Genomic DNA, 17809 nt, shown 5'->3' on the forward strand with positions numbered 1-17809 from the left:
GAATCCTGTATGCGTGGATTTATCGTAGCACTGCTGGCTATATTGCTGGTAGGGTCTGACTCAGGTCGTGATACCCGTCAACTCCTTCACAATGCAGAGTCCGCATCGAACCCTGCTCCACTGTTATGGCTGGCAGCCTCAAACGGCAGCGGTGTAGCAGAAGACCGCCTTGTGGCCTGGGCCACTATGCAGGGTTCAGCGTTCTGGCTTAATAAGCTGGTTGCTCTGGATAACGCCGATGCGGCCTGGGCACTGTATCAACTGGTCGGCGATGATGCGAAAAGTGACCGGTTGATGAGTCTGGCTGCTATCGGCAATGTGCCCGAAGCTCAGCTGGCCTTCGCCATGACGACGGATGACCCGGTAAAACGGGAAACCTGGCTTAAACGGGCCGCCGGACAAGGTTATTTGCCGGGTCAGGCAGCACTTGCTGACTGGTACTTACTGCATGCCCAACCGGAAGAAGCGAGACCGTGGCTTCGTGTAACCGCTAATGATTATCCGCAAAGTGCCTTTCAGTATGGCAGATTGCTGTGGGCAGACGGTAAACGTAAGGCTGCCGGTAAATGGATTGCTCAGGCAGCTGACAGCGGTCATGAAATGGCGGGGAAGGTCAGACGTATTCTGTCAACCTATTCGCCTTACAGCGCAGCCTCAGTGCCGGCTAAAGCCAGAACGGATGAAAGTTGCAGCCAGAAAGTAGGTCTGTTTGCTACTTCGTTATCGACCATCGTAAAAGCCGATGAAATCGTAACAGAATTCCGCAAAGACAAGCGCCTGCAGTCACTGGCAATTTGCCTGGATGCGCCGGTGTGGCTCACGGATGACAGTCTGAACTGTGGTGGCGACTGGAAAGGACAGGGACGCCTCGGCTGTGATGTAAGGCCTCTTGCCAATGCGGTGGAAAAGCGGGGATTAACCCATGCTGTGATTATTGCAGAGCAGGGTAAAGCCAACGTAAATAACGGTGTCATGTTTCTCGACCTGATTGACTCCTATGCGGTTTTTGTTCATGAGCTGGCGCACTTTGCCGGATTTGTTGATGAATATGCGCTGGGGAAAAATGCCGCCAAACGGTACTGCGGCAGTGGGGATGCACCAAATCTGATTTTCGACGGCAAAATTACCTATTCACCTCTCTCCACACTGGATAACTGGCGGGCATTGCAGCCCGGTGCCGGGATCTGGCCGGCACAAAGCTGCGCCCGTTCCGATATCCGTGCCTATAAACCTTCCGGGCATATTACCTTTCTTGAACACCATGACAGCGGGGATATTCCACCAATTTACATGGCTTTGTGGCGCCAGCAACTTACCCGCCCTGAAGCGCAGCGTCCGGTATACATGAATTTGTTTCAGTCTTTTCAAAAGGCAGGGCAAACCCGCAAGGCCGGAAAATGGCTGGATAAATATAATGACTTTCTGGGAGCAGGAAGGGGAGGCCCGGAAGAAACGGTTCCTGAAGAAGACGACGAGGAACCGTTACCGTTTTAAAACTGTTTTCAGCGGCTTTGTAAATCGGGCTTCAAACGTTCAACCCACATGGCGGTGGCACCACAAATAGCCACCGGCATAACGATAAAGTTCACCAGCGGGATAAGGGAAAATAAGCTCACACCCACGCCGAAAGAGAAACACAGTGTCTTATGTTTTCCCAGGTGCGCCCGCATCACCTTAAACGGTACTTTATGGTTGTCGTAGGGATAGTCACAATACTGAATGGCCATCATCCACGCATTGAACATAAACCATAACACCTGGCCGATGACAGGGATAAGCAGAAACAGGATTAAAAACACAATGGCTCTGGGGATGTACCAGATTAATTTGGCAAATTCTCTTCCCAGCATCCGTGGTACATCTTTAATTAAGTCCAGCAGACCATCATCGCCGATTGACTGACCAGTGAGGTGACGCTCAACTTTTTCGGCCAGAATGCCGTTAAAAGGAGCCGCTATCCAGTTAGCCAGGGTACCGAAAACCAATGCAAATATCAGCAGCACTGACAAGACTGCAAGAGGCCACAGGAAAAAGCTGATCACACCACGAAGCCAGTCCAGCCATTGCGGGATTAAGCTCATCAGCCAGCTAATGCCTTCTCCTATTTCGCCGAACAGAAAGTAAAATGCCACGGAAAAAAGCAGCAAATTAACCGTCAGCGGGATGAATACAAACCGTTTCAGGCCCTTTGTTTTAATCAGTGAAAAGCCGGTCATAAAATAACTGAGTCCGCTTTTATTTTGCATTACATCTCCTGAAGCTGCGCTTGAAATTGGGTTCTGAACCGGATTCAAATTGCCGGGCCAGTATGCACATGCAGTATACCTGTATCCGCATGCGGTGAGAAAACCCAATTGTTACAGCGTGTGAGTTTTGATAGAGTCAGCGGATAAGAATAATTTTCCTTTGCGCTGATCACCGGTAACCCGTTATTTATGCTGCAATTTCAGGCATTCTTCAGCTTGGCTGATGGCAACTTAAATCTCCTTTTCCCTGAGAGGTTTTTGTGCGCCTGAAAAAAATTAAGCTGGCCGGGTTTAAGTCCTTTGTCGATCCTACCACCATTCCTTTTCCCGGTGATATGACAGCGATAGTCGGGCCGAACGGCTGCGGTAAATCCAACGTGATTGATGCGGTACGCTGGGTGCTGGGGGAAAGTTCAGCAAAAAATCTCCGTGGCGACGCCATGACGGATGTCATATTCAACGGCTCCTCAGCGCGAAAACCTGTCGGTCAGTGTTCAGTTGAACTGGTTTTCGATAACAGCAGCGGTCGAATTGGTGGTGAATTCGCTCAGTATAATGAACTGGCCGTGAAACGGCTGGTAACCCGCGATGCCCAGTCTCTGTATTTTCTTAACGGCACCCGTTGCCGCCGGCGGGATGTAACCGATTTGTTTCTGGGAACCGGTCTCGGCCCCCGCAGTTATGCCATTATCGAACAGGGCATGATTTCCCGTTTGATTGAGTCAAAGCCGCAGGAGTTGCGGGTATTTATTGAAGAAGCTGCCGGCATATCAAAATACAAAGAGCGCCGCAGGGAGACTGAAAACCGCATCCGGCACACACAGGACAATCTTGAGCGTCTGGAAGATGTGCGGGGTGAACTTGGCCGGCAACTGGAAAAGTTGCAACGTCAGGCGGCTGCCGCTCAACGCTATAAGGCCCTGAAGGCCAGTGAACGGAAATTGAAAGGTGAGCTGTCTGCCATCCGCTGGCTCAAACACACGCAGCATATTGAAAAGATCGAAGGTGAACTGGCAAAAGAACAAAATGAGCTGGATGCACTGATTGCACAGCAGCGTGGTGATGAGGCCGGTATCGAGAAATACCGCACGCAGTCGGAAGACATTAAGGCGGCACTGGATGACGTGCAGCAGGCTGTTTTCACCATTTCCACGCAAATTACCCGCATTGAACAGAACACCCTTCACAGTCAGCAGCGTGACAATCAGATTTCAGCTGAACTGGAAGAGCTTCATCAGCGCCGTGAACTGTTAGCGGCGTCGCTTCAGGAAGCTGAGCAGGCACTTGAGAAGGCAGATATGTCTCTTGAACAGTCTGAGCCTGAACTGCTGATGTTAGAAGAAACGATCTTCCAGGCTGAAGAGCGGGCTGAATCTGCAGAATCTGCGTTAAGGGACTACAACCGCAAGCGTCGTGAACAGGAACAACACTATCATTCTCTTAAGCAAAAGGTGCAGGGTTTACACAGCCAGATCCAGTCGGTGACCAGTATGCAACTGCGCACGACACAGCGCATCGGTGAATTGAATGATGAGCTGGCGGCACTGGATGATGACACGTTGAGTCAGCGTCTCGAAGAAGCGCAGGCTGAGCAGGAACTGGCCGCAGAAAAATCCGCTATTGCTGAAGATGAAGTGATTATCAGTAAAGATGCGCTTAATGTCGCATCAGAACAATATCAGACGGCAACCGCTGCTCAGGCGGGTTGTCAGCGGGAACTGGACCAGGCGGCTTCACGTTTTGCAGCCCTTGAAGCGTTGCAGGAACTGGCGGAAGCTGAAGCAGGCGAACTCCCTGAGGGTGTTGCATTACTGTGGAAAAGTATCAGCGTAAAGCCGGGGTTTGAGGCGCTGATTGAAAAAGTCACTGTGTGGTTAAACGACCCGCTGGTGGCAGCAGAGTATCCAGTGGAAACCCTCATCGCCTCAGCAGAACATTTTCCCCAGGGGCACAGGATCCTGCCACTTCATACAGACAGACCACCTGCAGAGGGTACACTGGCGTCATGTTTGAATGACGGCTATATCCCGTCATTGTTTTACCGTATCCGCCTTGTCGCCGATTTGGCGGCAGCAAGGAAGTTATTGCCGGCTCTGGCTGCCGGTGAATCGGTAGTTACTGAAACCGGAGAATGGTTATCTGCAGACTGGTTGTTAAGAGGGACCGTACAGGAAGACAGTGCAGGCGCACTGCAACGTCATGGGCAAATGGCGAAATTGCAGAGCGAAATTGACAGCCTGAGTGAACAGCTTGCAGAACTTCAGTTTCAGGCAGACAGTGCCGCAGAAGAAAAAACACGGGCGGAAGATCATCTCGAAATCACCAGGCAGGCACAGGTGCGCTCTGCTCAGCAACAACAACAGGCTGCGCACCAGGTAGCCATGCTGAAGCAGGAAGTTGCCCAGTTAGCCTTACGGCTGCAAAAAATCCGCGATGAACTCACCCGTCAACAGCAGACTCTGGCCGGAGATGATGAGCAACTTGATACATTGACGGCTCAGCTCGAAGTGCTGGAAATGCAGTTGATGGATGCGGAAGAAGAAGAGCAGAATGCGTCGTCAGAACGGGAAAGGTTCGAACACGAACAGCAGGATGCGAGGCAGTCTGCAGAGCAGCAGAAATCCCGTAAACATCAGCTTGAACTGTCTGTACAGCAGCAGCGAAATCAGCAGCAATTATATCGCGAACAGGTAACGCGTAACCAAACGCAGCTGGCTGAATACCGTCAACGTGAAGACGCGTTAACAAAGGAAAAACAGTCCCTTAGTCAGCCTATGGCGATGCATGAAGCACAACTTGCGCAATTACTCGAAGACCGGGAAGTGCAGGAAGCGTTGCGCATAGAAAAGCAGAATGCGTTAAGCGATGTGGAAGCCCTGCTGAGGGAAGCGCAGCAGGGGCATCATGGCGTAGCTGTAAAAATTCAGCAACGGAACACTGTTATTGACGGGTTAAAAATTGATATCGAAGGCGCCCGGGTAAGGGCCATGTCGGTACTCGAATTATTGCAGGAAACCGGCCAGTCTCTGAAAGAAATTTTACCGGAACTGGATGACACTGCTGATGAAAAGAGCTGGCAGCAGGAACTGGAAAAAACCACCGCAGCGGTTTCCCGTCTGGGGGCGGTGAATCTGGCGGCCGTGGAAGAATATGAGACGCAGGCGGAACGGAAACAGCATCTCGATACGCAGTTTGATGACCTGGTATCTGCGCTGGATACGCTGCAAAGCGCTATCCGTAAAATAGACAAAGAAACCAAAACCCGTTTCTCTGCAACCTTTGAACAGGTAAATGAGGATCTGAAACAACTCTTTCCTAAGGTATTTGGCGGCGGCTCTGCCTATCTGGCACTGACAGATGATGATCTGCTTGAGACCGGTGTGACAATTATGGCCCGGCCGCCCGGTAAGAAAAATAGTACAATTCACCTTTTAAGCGGTGGAGAAAAAGCGTTAACCGCTTTATCATTGGTGTTTGCAATTTTCCGGTTGAATCCGGCGCCCTTCTGTTTACTTGACGAAGTGGATGCGCCGCTGGACGATGCCAACGTGGGGCGTTTCTGTAAACTGGTATCAGAAATGTCAAAGTCGGTGCAATTTATCTATATCACCCACAATAAGATTGCAATGGAAATGGCAACGCACCTCACAGGTGTCACTATGGCAGAGCCAGGGGTTTCCCGCATGGTTGCCGTAGATGTTGATGAAGCCATGGCCTTCGTCGAAGCATAACAAAGGGCGAACGAATTAAATGGATGAACTACGTTTATCACTCCTTATCCTGGGTACCTGTTTTATTATTGGCGTGCTCGCCCATGGTATCTGGAAGATCAGAAAAAATAGCAATGCGACAAAGAAAGAGCGTATTGAACCCGGCCAGTGGCAGGATGACAATTCAGAAGAACAGGACGACTGGTCTGCAGAGCAGGGCGACGATCATAAAGGTTATGATGATTTAGGCCTGGGAGCGGTAAGAGTGGTTTCCTCTGCCAAACCTGTGGCAGACACCGGCGACGATAAAGAATCTGAGCCGCCAGTCTCCCGTCCCGTTAATGAAGATGCGGACGAAAAGACGGTTTCGAAGCCGGAGCCGCAGGCGCAGGCAACCAAGCTGTATGGTTCAGTGGTGACCAACCCTAAACCTCATATGCAGGGTAGCCGGCATGTTGCGCCGGAGCAGGCAGACGACGATCCCATCCCGGATCCGCCTGAGTTTCTTATCCGTAAAGAACAAAAAGCCGTCGCAGATGAACCGCAGGCTGATGATTTTACGCTGGATGCCCAGCAAGCTGAGCCGGCAGTTAAAGACAATGCGTCTGACGAACAAAGCTCAGAGCATGACATCGATAATGACAGTAAGAAAGTTGCTAAGAAACGGGGCTTGCTGCGTCGTCGTCAGGAACCGAATTTCGGTGATGACCAGATGAGAATTGATTTTGACGACAGTCAGAGCCAGCCGGCTGCAGAGTCCGGCGCTGCTCCTTCAGAGGATGTGGAGCAGGAGGTGCTCGTTGTTAATGTGCGGGCTCAGGACGACACACCCATTTCAGGTGCCGCATTATTGCCTTTATTACTCACATTAGGGTTTAAGTTCGGTGATCAGGATATTTTCCACCGCCATGTGAATTCAAATGGTAAGGGACCTGTACTCTTCAGTCTGGCCAATATGTTCAAGCCGGGGGTTTTCGATATTGATAACCTGGAGAATTTTACCACTCAGGGTGTGTCATTATTCATGATCCTGCCCATCGACGGGGTTGATGCCCATCAGGTATTTAACATGATGCATAATGCAGCCCGGAAAATTGCTGACGAATTCAATGCGCAAATTCTGGACGGTCGCCGCAGTGTACTGACCAAACAGGGATTGCAGCAATACATGGAAAAAATCCGCGAATTTGAACGCAAGCGAATGATTACCCGCCACTGATCCATCAGCGCTGTTACCCTGCTGTAGCAGCGCTTTGCAAGAGACACTTTATGTCAACAGATAAAGCCTCCGTTGCCAGTCGTATAGAGACACTGCGCGACACTATCACCCGTTATAATACCCAGTACTATGTGGAAGATGCTCCTTCTGTACCTGATGCTGAATACGACCGGCTCATGCAGGAGTTAAAATCGCTGGAAGCCGCCCATCCTGATCTGCTGACAGCGGATTCGCCGTCACAGAAAGTAGGTGGTGCGCCTCTTGCCGCCTTTGAGCAGGTTACCCACGAAGTTCCTATGTTATCGCTGGACAATGCCTTCGATGAAGCTTCACTGAACGCCTTTGAAAAACGTATTGGTGACCGCCTGAAAGACCATTCAACACTGATGTTCAGTTGTGAGCCTAAACTGGACGGTCTGGCTGTCAGTATTCTGTATGAAGACGGTGTGCTTGTGCAGGCTGCAACACGGGGTGACGGGCAGACAGGGGAAAATATCACGCAAAACGTCAAGACCATCGGTAATGTGCCTCTCCGCCTTAAAGGTAAAGATCTCCCCGCCCGTATCGAAGTGCGAGGTGAAGTCTTTATGCCAAAGGCCGGCTTTGATGCACTTAATGAACGGCAACGTGAAAAGGGCGATAAAGTCTTTGCCAATCCCCGTAATGCCGCTGCTGGCAGTCTGAGGCAACTGGACAGCCGTATTACTGCAAAACGGCCACTGATGTTTTACGCCTATTCACTGGGTGTCGTTTCACCACAGGATTTCGGACTGGAAGATACCCACAGCGCACGGCTGAAAACACTGGGGAGCTGGGGACTGCCGTTGTGCCCTGAGGTCGATGTGGCTGAAGGCGCGAAGGGTTGTCTGGCTTATTATCAGCGTATTCTTGAGCAGCGTGAGCAGTTACCGTACGACATCGATGGGGTGGTATTCAAGGTTGACCGCATAGACTTGCAGCAAACACTGGGTTTTGTGGCCCGCGCTCCCCGCTGGGCAATTGCACAGAAGTTTCCTGCACAGGAAGAAATGACACGCTTACTGGATGTGGAGTTTCAGGTTGGCCGGACCGGCGCTATTACACCGGTGGCTCGCCTGGAACCTGTGTTTGTGGGCGGTGTTACAGTATCTAACGCCACGCTCCATAATCAGGATGAGATACAGCGTCTGGGTGTCAAAGTGGGTGATGTTGTGGTTATCCGCAGAGCCGGTGATGTGATACCACAGGTTGTTTCTGTGGTTGAGGCAAAGCGGCCTGAGGATGCTACGGATATTATATTCCCTGCCAATTGCCCCGTGTGTGATTCTCATGTGGAGAAAGCTGAGGGCGAAGCCGTAGCAAGATGTACCGGAGGACTGGTATGTGCTGCACAACGCAAACAGGCACTTAAACATTTTGCTTCACGCAAAGCTTTCGATATTGACGGCCTGGGCGATAAGCTGGTTGATCAACTGGTGGATGCCGGACTGGTGAAAAGTCCTGCTGAATTCTTTCATTTGTCGTTAGGCGATTTGGTCAGTCTTGAACGGATGGCAGAAAAGTCGGCTTCGAATTTACTGACTTCACTGGAGAAGGCTAAAACCACCACCTTGCCCAGATTTCTTTATGCTCTGGGGATCAGGGAAGTAGGAGAAGCGACAGCGTCGAATCTGGCCACACATTTTAAAGATCTGGATGCGTTGTTTGCCGCAGACATTGAAGCCCTCAAAGAAGTGCCGGATGTGGGTGAAGTGGTGGCTACACACATTTATCACTTTGTGCACGAAGATCATAACCGTGCCATTATTGATGATCTTGTCGCTGCAGGTGTGAACTGGCCGGCTATTCAGGTTGCAGATGCAGGGGACTTGCCTCTGGAGGGCCAGACCTGCGTACTGACCGGTACCATGACGGCCATGGGACGCAATGAGGCAAAAGCATTGCTACAGCAACTGGGGGCGAAAGTTGCCGGTTCGGTGTCAGCGAAAACACACTTCCTCGTAGCCGGAGAAAAAGCCGGCTCAAAACTGACCAAAGCGCAGGATTTAGGCGTTGATGTGTGGGATGAAGAAAAGCTGCTCAGTTTTCTTCGCGAACATAATCTTTCCGGCGAATAAATTAAAATCTGCCATCAGTTTGCCGGTGTTGTGATACCGGCAAGCTTTTGTGCGGACCTGATTTGCTAAAATATTTTGCCGACAGATCAGTGAAGACTGTTAATTCCGGTTTATGCTTTTGAAGCCCGTTGTTTGCGGGCTTCTTTACGTGCATTCCATGATTTTCTCACAGAAAAACGCCATATCCAGTTGAGTCCGAAATACCCCAGCAAACCAAATATGACTGAACAGATCCCGCAGCCGACGAGGAAGGCCGGGCCGATGGTGCTGATACTTTCAATTATCCATTTCCAGCTGAACTGCAATTCAAAGTGTGTGGGCTCTGTACCCAGTACCGTTGTACCTACCTTGTAAGCACCGTAAAAAATTGGCGGCATGGTAAACGGGTTCGTGATCCACACGGTTGCTACAGAGAGGGGGAGGTTTGCACGGAAGGGAATAGCAGTGGCGGCAGACAACCACATTTGAAACGGAACAGGCCAGAAAGCGAAAAACAAACCAATACCAAACGCGTTAGCTGCTGAACGACGGTTCAGATGCCACAGGTTCGGCTCATGCAAAACTGTGCCGAAGATCCGTAGCGCACGATTGTGCTTTATCGTTTGATGGTCTGGTAAAAAACGTCGTATAAATTTTTTTGGCATAAACCGTATTTCATTTCATCCGAAGTAACCAATCCATGCATCAACACGCTGCGCTATGGCTGCTGGCATTCTGCCTGACTTCGCTGTCTGCGAGGTTCTGGCCGGTGTTGCCGGGAAAAATCTGGATTGTACTTCTTGCCTGTATCGTCTCCATTATCCACACACACAATGTCAAAATGCACATCCGCACCGCCCTGAAAGCAGGATGTCGTTTATGTGGTGTTACAAACTGGTACGTGCGCAGTAAAAAACAGTTTAGTGTACTGCCGTATTTACTCAGCGGGATAATGTCCGGATTGATTTGGATGGCAAGTGTAGGGCATTGCTACCTGGCTTGGCAACTCCCTGCCGGCAAAATTCAACAAGATGTCATAGTTACGGGGCAGATAACGTTTACGCAGAGAAATGACAATGGTCAGTGGTTGCATGTTGCTCTTTCGACACTGGGTGACAGGCATTATTTCTTCCGTCCGGTCATCGGTGTTCACTTGTCGCAAAATATGGGGGAGCTGGCTATTCATCAACAGGTGAAGTTAACGGTTAATCTGAAGCCGGCTTCGCCGTTAATGAACCCGGGCGGCGACAGCCGGGCAAAAATGGTCAGCATGAAAATGATAGCCACGGGTTCAGTCAAAGCGTTCGGAAACGGTTCTCTTGTTTCTCCGGCTGACAGTCTGCATTACCGCGCAAGTCAGCGTTTGCAGAAAGCGGGTTACTCCCGCTGGCTGGTGGCTTTAATGACTGGTGACCGTTCTTTGCTGACAGACAAAGACTGGCAGTTGCTGCAAAAAACCGGAACAGGCCACCTGTTTTCAATTTCGGGTCTGCATGCAGGTATGGTGGCTTTATGGTCTGCGTTGCTGAGCAGTGCTGTGATCAGTTGTTTTGCCCGTCTTATCAATGCCGGGCACAACGGTATGAATATACGGCTTACAGTTGCTGTAGCAACACTCCTCATGACAGCCCTCTATGCGGCGCTGGCCAACTGGCAGGTACCGGTAACCCGCGCGTGGCTGCTTATTTTATTGTTCACATTGCTGCTTACTTTTAAAGTCTGCTGGAGCTGGCGGCACCGGCTGCTGGTGATGGTGTTTCTGTGTATTCTGGTTTCTCCTTTCAGTGTATTCAGTAACAGCTTTTATCTGAGTGCCGGTGCGGTGTGTGTTTTAATATTCATTGGCTGGCGGTGGAAACCTGCATCGTATTCATACTTTCACCGCATCATGTTTGTTATTCGCGCCCAGTGTCTGATTTCCCTATTTTTAATGCCGTTTACGCTGATATTTTTCGGTTTAGTGTCTTTGCTGACGGCAGGCGTTAATCTCATCGCAATACCTGTGATCACACTGCTGATGCCCGCCGGTCTGGCAGGGCTGGTACTGAACTATAACGACGGTCTCACAAACACGTTGCTGGATTTGGCTGATACCATCCTGCTATGGATGACGCAGCAACTCAGCGTGATTTCCCCGTATATGGCGGCCTTTGATAATACAGGCGTTAGCGGTCAGGCTGCATTCTGTCTGCTCCTGTCAATGCTGCTGTTGGCATTGCCGGTGTTTCGCTACCGGAAGCGCAGTGCCATGATGCTGGCGGTGCCGGCGATCAGTTTCTGGTTCCCGTTCAGTACAGATGCCTGGCAACTGCACGTATTTGATGTGGGCCAGGGCACGGCACTGGCAGTTTCCAGGGGAAACCGTGCAGTCATCATTGATACCGGTCCCTCATGGGAAACAGGCAACGCACTGACAAGTACGGTACTGCCGGCACTGAAGGCGGCCGGTATTCATCACGTTGATCAACTGATTGTTTCTCACGGCGATGACGACCATGCCGGCGGTGTTACTGCGTGGTTAGATCGCAGGGCTGATCATCCGCTGGAGCTCAACCGGAGTTTGTTATCAAATACAAATGGCTGTCAGAGCGGAAAACGATGGCGGTGGCAAGGATTACACTTTCGTGCCATGTGGCCGGAAAAAGGCAATATGGAAGACAGCAACCGGTTATCCTGTGTTTTACTGGTATCCGGAAATGGCTATTCAGTGTTGCTCCCGGGTGATATAAACCGCAGTGCCGAATACGCACTTTTGTATAACAATGCAGCCCTTAACGCCGATATACTACTGGCACCCCATCATGGCAGCAGCACTTCATCATCAATGGCTTTCATAAAAGCAGTATCACCTTCGTTCACCGTATTTACGTCCGGCTTTTATCATCGCTGGAAATTACCTGAAGACGTCGTTGAATCCCGTTACCGGGAAGCCGGTTCAGTTATTCTGCGGACTGCCCTGAACGGCTACATACAATTTACCCTGGCTGATGAGGGGATCGGCGTGAAACGCTACAACAGAGATATCAGCCGCCGCTGGTATGACTTACGGACACAGGTATCTCTGCCTCAGCGTTGAAAATGCAGGCGTTAATGACCATAACAAAGGCCGGCATTAACACCGCGCATTGGGAATTTAGCCGATTCCAGTTACAATGGGCCGGTTATTCGAATAAGTGATGAAAATAAATGCAAAATTCCGACCCGGCGGCCAGTAACCAACGCCGCTTTTTTACGTATCTGCGAAACTATAAACTCGCTTTTTTCGTGGCCGTAATCGGTATGATTGGGTATTCCGCGCTGGATACCTATGTAATATCCAATCTTAAACCTCTGATAGATGACTCCCTTGGTAACGGTGACAGCGACTTTCTGCGTATAGCGGCTATTGCCATCGTACCACTGTTTATCCTTCGCGGTATTTTCAATTTTATGGGCACCTACACCCTCAGCTGGATTGGCTCACAGGTTGTAATGACCATGCGCCAGCAGTTGTTCGAAAAGTACATGCATTTACCGGTGTCATTTCATGATCAGCAGGCTGTCGGGGCACTCATCAGTAAAGTGACCTACGACACTGAACAGGTGGCTAGTGCGGCCAGCAAGGCGCTGCTGACCATCGTTCGTGAGGGGGCGCTGGTTATTGGTCTGTTAGTCGTCATGCTGTATCAGTCCTGGCAGTTGTCTCTTATTTTTCTCATTATCGGCCCGCTGGTGGCAATCATTGTTGCAGTGGTCAGCAAACGGTTCAGGAAGGTCAGCCGCAATATACAACAGTCAATGGGAAGTGTGACGGCGTCGGTTGAGCAGGCGGTAAAAGGCCATAAAGTTATCCTGATGTTCGGGGGCCAGGACTTCGAACGTAACCGCTTTGCACAGAAAAATAACCACAACCGTCAGCAAACGATGAAGCTGGCGGTGACGCAAATTTTAAGTGTGTCGTCTATCCAGATCATTGCCTCCGTCGCACTGGCTGTGGTGTTGTTCATGGCAAGTCTGCCGGGTATTATGGCAAATCTGACTGCAGGCACGTTTATCAGCGTTGTGTTCTACATGGTGATGTTGCTTAAGCCACTTAAACAACTGACCACTGTGAATAATGAATACCAGCGCGGCATGGCTGCCTGTAACAGTATTTTTGAAATACTGGATGAAGAGATTGAAGTGAATACCGGTACTAAAAAAGTGGAACGTGCGCAAGGTAACATCGCGTTTAATCATGTGACTTTCACCTATCCCGGCAAAGAACGTCCGGCCCTGACCGACATCAGTTTTTCAGCCAGACCGGGGGAAACCATTGCGCTGGTCGGTAAGTCCGGCAGCGGTAAATCTACCATTTCTTCCCTTCTCACCCGCTTTTACCTGCCTCAGCAGGGGGAAGTGCAGTTGGACGGTATGAATATTAATGACATTGAGCTGCGTTCGCTGCGCAAACAGTTTGCCACTGTTTCCCAGCATGTCACCTTGTTCAATGATTCCATCGCCAACAACATTGCATACGGCGTAATGGATAAAGTATCGCGGGAAGATATCGAAAAAGCGGCAAAGATGGCCCATGTTACCGAGTTTGTGGATCAGCTTGACGAAGGCCTGGATACTGTCATCGGTGAAAATGGTCTGATGCTCTCGGGTGGTCAGCGTCAGCGTATTGCCATTGCCCGTGCAATTCTCGCCAGAGCGCCGGTACTGATTTTAGATGAAGCTACATCGGCGCTGGATACGGAATCAGAAAAACTGATTCAGGATGCACTGGAACAGCTGCAAAAGTCCTGTACATCCCTGGTGGTGGCCCACCGCCTGTCAACAATTGAAAAGGCAGACCAGATCATCGTCATCGATCAGGGGCGTATCCTTGAGCAGGGACGTCACAGCGAATTGCTGGAGAAAAAAGGCCATTATGCCCAGTTGCATGCATTACAGTTTGGTGAAACTCACTGAGCATGGATATCAACAAGCTGTGGTACCAGAAATCAAAGCGGGTATGGCTGTTGTGGCCACTGTCTTTGTTATTTGCCTTTGTGAGTGCCTGCCGGCGATGGTTGTTTAAGACCGGTTTAAAAAAGCGTTCTCATCCCGGAGCGTTTGTTATTGTTGTGGGCAACATTTCGGTTGGCGGAAATGGCAAAACGCCGGTGGTGCTTGCCATCACAGAACATTTTAAAAGAAAAGGATTGAAACCCGGTGTACTCAGCCGTGGTTATGGCGGCACGATGCAGCATCATCCGTATCGTGTTATGCCCGGTGACGATGCTGCTGTTTGCGGTGATGAGCCTGCGTTAATTGCAGGACGTACCGGCGTGCCGGTTGTTATAGACCCGGTGCGTGCTCGCGGGGCTAAAATGCTGGCGGAAGAATTACACTGTGATGTCATTATCTGCGATGACGGGCTGCAACATTATGCGTTGGAACGTGATCTTGAGCTGGTAGTCATGGACAGCCGGGGCACCGGAAATGGTCATTTGCTGCCCATGGGCCCGCTGCGGGAGAAACCCTGGCGACTGGCGTCTGTGGACGGAATAATATTGAATGGCAACGCTGATTTAACGGCTTTGCCACAGCAAATCACTTTACCGCTTGCATTTAATCTGACTCTTGAGGGGCGTTACTTTTGTAATGTCCTGGAGCCCGGATGCAAGACGGGGATTCAGGATTTTTGCGCAAAATCCGGTATTCATGCCCTGGCGGGGATTGGTCATCCCGATCGTTTCTTCCGTCAGTTAGAGATGTACGGAATAACGTTATCATCAACACAACCGCTTCCCGATCATCATCATTTCTCCGCCGCAGATATTCCCACGGGCACGGTGGTCATGACTGAGAAAGATGCTGTGAAGGCAAGGGCATTTGCCCATGAAGATTGTTGGTATTTGCCGGTGGATGCTGTATTACCTGAAGAATTTTATGACTTACTGGATACCCGGTTTGAAGCCGGAAGAAGGATAAACAATGAGCTTTGACATTAAATTATTGGATGTACTTGCATGCCCTGTATGCAAAGGTAAATTGATCCTGTCACAGGATAAGCAGGCCTTGTTGTGTCGTTTTGACCGCCTTAGTTATCCGGTGAAAGACGGTATTCCCGTGTTAATGGAAGTGAACGCCACAAAATTATCAGTAGACGACATGGATGCGGCCCGCTGATGGACTTTACCGTTATCATTCCTGCCAGATACGGCTCTTCCCGGTTTCCGGGTAAACCTCTTGCTGATATCAATGGAAAGCCAATGATTCAGCATGTGACCGAGAGAGCGGCAGAAGCGGGCGCATCGGCTGTGATTGTCGCTACCGACGATAGCCGTATAGCGGCTGTAGCGGAGGGCTTCGCACGGGTGGTGATGACGTCGGACAAACATGAATCCGGCACTGAGCGTCTTGCAGAAGTCATTCAGAAAGAGAACCTTGCTGATGATACGCTTATCGTAAACGTGCAGGGCGATGAGCCTTTCGTACCTGCTGCCAACATCCGTCAGGTTGTGGAAAACCTGTCACAGCGCTCTGATGTGGCCATGACCACACTGGGCACTGAAATGCACAGCGCAGATGATGTGCTTAACCCGAACATGGTGAAAGTTGTACGAAACGTCAAAGGTGAAGCGCTCTATTTTTCCCGTTCGGCAATCCCCTTTGAGCGTAGCAGCATGATGACCGATCCGGGCAGAACTGATCCCTCCCTTTATCTTCGCCATATTGGTTTATATGCTTACCGTGCAGGTTATGTGAATCAGTATGTCAGTTACACACCCAGTGCGCTGGAACATACAGAGTCACTGGAGCAGTTACGGGCATTGTGGTACGGCGATAAAATCCATGTTGACGTGGCATCCGAACCACCGCCTGTGGGCATTGATACACCGCATGATCTGACACGACTTCTGGCACTGCTGAATGACGGAGAATGATTTATGAATGTGGTAATTACCGGTGGTAACCGCGGGATCGGGCTGGCGCTGACCAAAGCGTGTCTTGCCAGAGGCGATAACGTTTATGTTGCCTGCCGTAACAGTTCTGACGCGCTGAATGCTTCCGGAGCAACGGTGTTGACCGGCGTGGATGTCTCTAACCCGGATGCGTTACCGGCGGCACTTGCACCTCTGCTCGATATTCACATTGACCTTCTCATCAATAATGCCGGCGTACTGGCCAGGGAAACGCTGGACGAACAGGAACCGCATACTATTGATTATCAGTTCATAGTTAATGCTCTGGGGCCTTTGCTGGTATCGCAAATCCTGCTCCCGGCCATGGGTGAAGGGAGCAAAATCGGTCTTGTGACCAGCCGGATGGGTTCTATGGCGGATAACACATCAGGTGGATATTACGGCTACCGGATGTCAAAAGCTGCATTGAACGCTGCCGGTGTCTCTATGGCCAACGATTTGCGTACCAGAGGCATTGCAGTGGCATTACTACACCCGGGCTTTGTGCAGACGGAAATGGTGAATAATGCCGGTGATGTTGATGCAGATACAGCCGCAGCCGGTTTGCTGAAGCAACTTGATAGTCTTTCAATGGAGAATACCGGTAGCTTTGTTCATGCAAACGGGGAGTCACTGCCTTGGTGATTCGCCGCATCGCAGCAGTTGCACTCCTTTTTTGTGCAGGCAATGCCGTCGCAGCCAGTAATTATCACTGGCAACACGGCCCTTCATTACCTGCACCGGTGCAGGAAATTTACCCGGCAGTACACAAAGAGAGTATTTATGTGGCTGGTGGCCTGACATCCGGAACCCCGAATTTCACGGTATCAGACCAGGTTTTTCGTTTTCAGCAGGGCAGTAAAAACTGGCAAACACTGCCGCCTTTTCCTGTTGCTGTGCATCACGCTATGCTTGTGTCTGCGGGTGAAAAATTATGGTCCTTCGGTGGTTTCACAGAAAATGAAAACGGGCAGTGGATTAATTCCTCTGCGGTTTGGGAATTTAATGAAAGTGACGGCAGCTGGATAAAGCGTAATCCCATGCCGGTTAAATTGTCTGAAAGCATTTCTGCCGTCATAAACGGTAAAGTGCACCTCGCCGGCGGACGGACCACGACGAAAGATAACTATCACTGGCAGCATCATATGGACTCAGACTGGCACGGCGTGTTTGATCCGGAAACGTCGGTGTGGCAGTCAGCAACGCCAATTCCAACCCCGCGCAACAGTGCATGCAGTGTGGTGTATGACGATAAGTGGCATGTGATTGGTGGCCGCACAGTGGACAACGGTAACACTGCTGTGCATGAAGTATTTGATGCAGCAAAAGATATCTGGATAACCGGAAAACCTATGCCGGAAGCAGAAGCCGGGATTGGTTGCGCGGTGCTTCACGGCAGTATTTATGTTTTTGGCGGCGAACATTTTGACGATGCCGGAGGTGGTGTATTCCACAAGGTCTGGCGATACGAAATTAATCGTAAGCGCTGGTCTGAAGCTACGGTCATGCCAGTGCCGCGACACGGGCTGGGTGTGGTGAGCTTTGAGGATGCCATCTGGTTAATTGGCGGGGCAGGTGAGGCAGGTGCGAAAGACACCCGCCATATCGTCAGTCAGTTTACGGTTGCCACTGACTGAAACTGACG

Annotated in this window: 13 protein-coding genes; 11 read left to right on the top strand and 2 right to left on the bottom strand. The window is 50.5% G+C overall.

Annotated elements, in window-relative coordinates:
- Positions 1 to 9: 9 nt before the first annotated feature.
- Positions 10 to 1494, top strand: a complete 1485-nt coding sequence (locus ACXAH4_RS17670) for an SEL1-like repeat protein (protein ID WP_474882824.1) — start codon at positions 10 to 12, stop codon at positions 1492 to 1494.
- Between the two features lie 8 nt (positions 1495 to 1502).
- Here ACXAH4_RS17670 and cysZ read toward each other — a convergent pair whose 3' ends face one another.
- Complete coding sequence (gene cysZ / locus ACXAH4_RS17675) at positions 1503 to 2246, bottom strand: sulfate transporter CysZ (protein WP_474845814.1); 744 nt, start codon at positions 2244 to 2246, stop codon at positions 1503 to 1505.
- A 260-nt stretch (positions 2247 to 2506) separates the two neighbouring features.
- Between cysZ and smc the strand changes: the two genes are divergently transcribed.
- The 3 genes from smc to ligA are packed head-to-tail and all read left to right on the top strand — an operon-like array spanning position 2507 to position 9271.
- Positions 2507 to 5977, top strand: a complete 3471-nt coding sequence (gene smc / locus ACXAH4_RS17680; protein ID WP_474882826.1) for a chromosome segregation protein SMC — start codon at positions 2507 to 2509, stop codon at positions 5975 to 5977.
- Between the two features lie 19 nt (positions 5978 to 5996).
- Entirely contained in the window at positions 5997 to 7175 is a 1179-nt protein-coding gene (gene zipA / locus ACXAH4_RS17685) for a cell division protein ZipA (RefSeq protein WP_474882828.1), read from the top strand.
- 50 nt (positions 7176 to 7225) lie between these two features.
- Positions 7226 to 9271, top strand: coding sequence for an NAD-dependent DNA ligase LigA (gene ligA / locus ACXAH4_RS17690; RefSeq protein WP_474845820.1), 2046 nt, complete (start codon positions 7226 to 7228; stop codon positions 9269 to 9271).
- A 110-nt stretch (positions 9272 to 9381) separates the two neighbouring features.
- On the opposite strand, the gene ACXAH4_RS17695 is transcribed toward ligA, so the two are convergent.
- Positions 9382 to 9915 carry a DUF2062 domain-containing protein gene (locus ACXAH4_RS17695; RefSeq protein ID WP_474845822.1) on the bottom strand — a complete coding sequence of 178 codons (534 nt, stop codon included), beginning with the start codon at positions 9913 to 9915 and terminating at the stop codon, positions 9382 to 9384.
- A 35-nt stretch (positions 9916 to 9950) separates the two neighbouring features.
- Here ACXAH4_RS17695 and ACXAH4_RS17700 point away from each other — a divergent pair, with 35 nt between their 5' ends.
- From ACXAH4_RS17700 to ACXAH4_RS17730, 7 genes are all read left to right on the top strand, one after another.
- Positions 9951 to 12326 carry a DNA internalization-related competence protein ComEC/Rec2 gene (locus ACXAH4_RS17700; protein WP_474882830.1) on the top strand — a complete coding sequence of 792 codons (2376 nt, stop codon included), beginning with the start codon at positions 9951 to 9953 and terminating at the stop codon, positions 12324 to 12326.
- 110 nt (positions 12327 to 12436) lie between these two features.
- The gene (gene msbA, locus ACXAH4_RS17705) at positions 12437 to 14185 is read left to right on the top strand and encodes a lipid A export permease/ATP-binding protein MsbA (protein WP_474882832.1); all 1749 of its coding nucleotides are present in this window, start codon (positions 12437 to 12439) and stop codon (positions 14183 to 14185) included.
- Positions 14186 to 14187: 2 nt separating this feature from the next.
- Positions 14188 to 15204: a tetraacyldisaccharide 4'-kinase gene (gene lpxK, locus ACXAH4_RS17710; protein ID WP_474882833.1), complete on the top strand. Its 1017-nt coding sequence runs from the start codon at positions 14188 to 14190 to the stop codon at positions 15202 to 15204.
- Positions 15194 to 15388, top strand: a complete 195-nt coding sequence (locus ACXAH4_RS17715) for a Trm112 family protein (RefSeq protein ID WP_119501239.1) — start codon at positions 15194 to 15196, stop codon at positions 15386 to 15388. Before lpxK ends, ACXAH4_RS17715 begins: the two co-directional genes overlap by 11 nt.
- The gene (gene kdsB / locus ACXAH4_RS17720; RefSeq protein WP_474852040.1) at positions 15388 to 16146 is read left to right on the top strand and encodes a 3-deoxy-manno-octulosonate cytidylyltransferase; all 759 of its coding nucleotides are present in this window, start codon (positions 15388 to 15390) and stop codon (positions 16144 to 16146) included. Before ACXAH4_RS17715 ends, kdsB begins: the two co-directional genes overlap by 1 nt.
- A 3-nt stretch (positions 16147 to 16149) precedes the next feature.
- On the top strand, positions 16150 to 16809 hold the full coding sequence (locus ACXAH4_RS17725; protein WP_474882834.1) for an SDR family oxidoreductase: 660 nt from the start codon (positions 16150 to 16152) through the stop codon (positions 16807 to 16809).
- Positions 16806 to 17801, top strand: coding sequence for a Kelch repeat-containing protein (locus ACXAH4_RS17730; RefSeq protein ID WP_474882900.1), 996 nt, complete (start codon positions 16806 to 16808; stop codon positions 17799 to 17801). Before ACXAH4_RS17725 ends, ACXAH4_RS17730 begins: the two co-directional genes overlap by 4 nt.
- The last annotated feature ends 8 nt before the right edge of the window (positions 17802 to 17809 follow it).

The organism is Alteromonas sp. ABV2_168 (assembly GCF_056161165.1).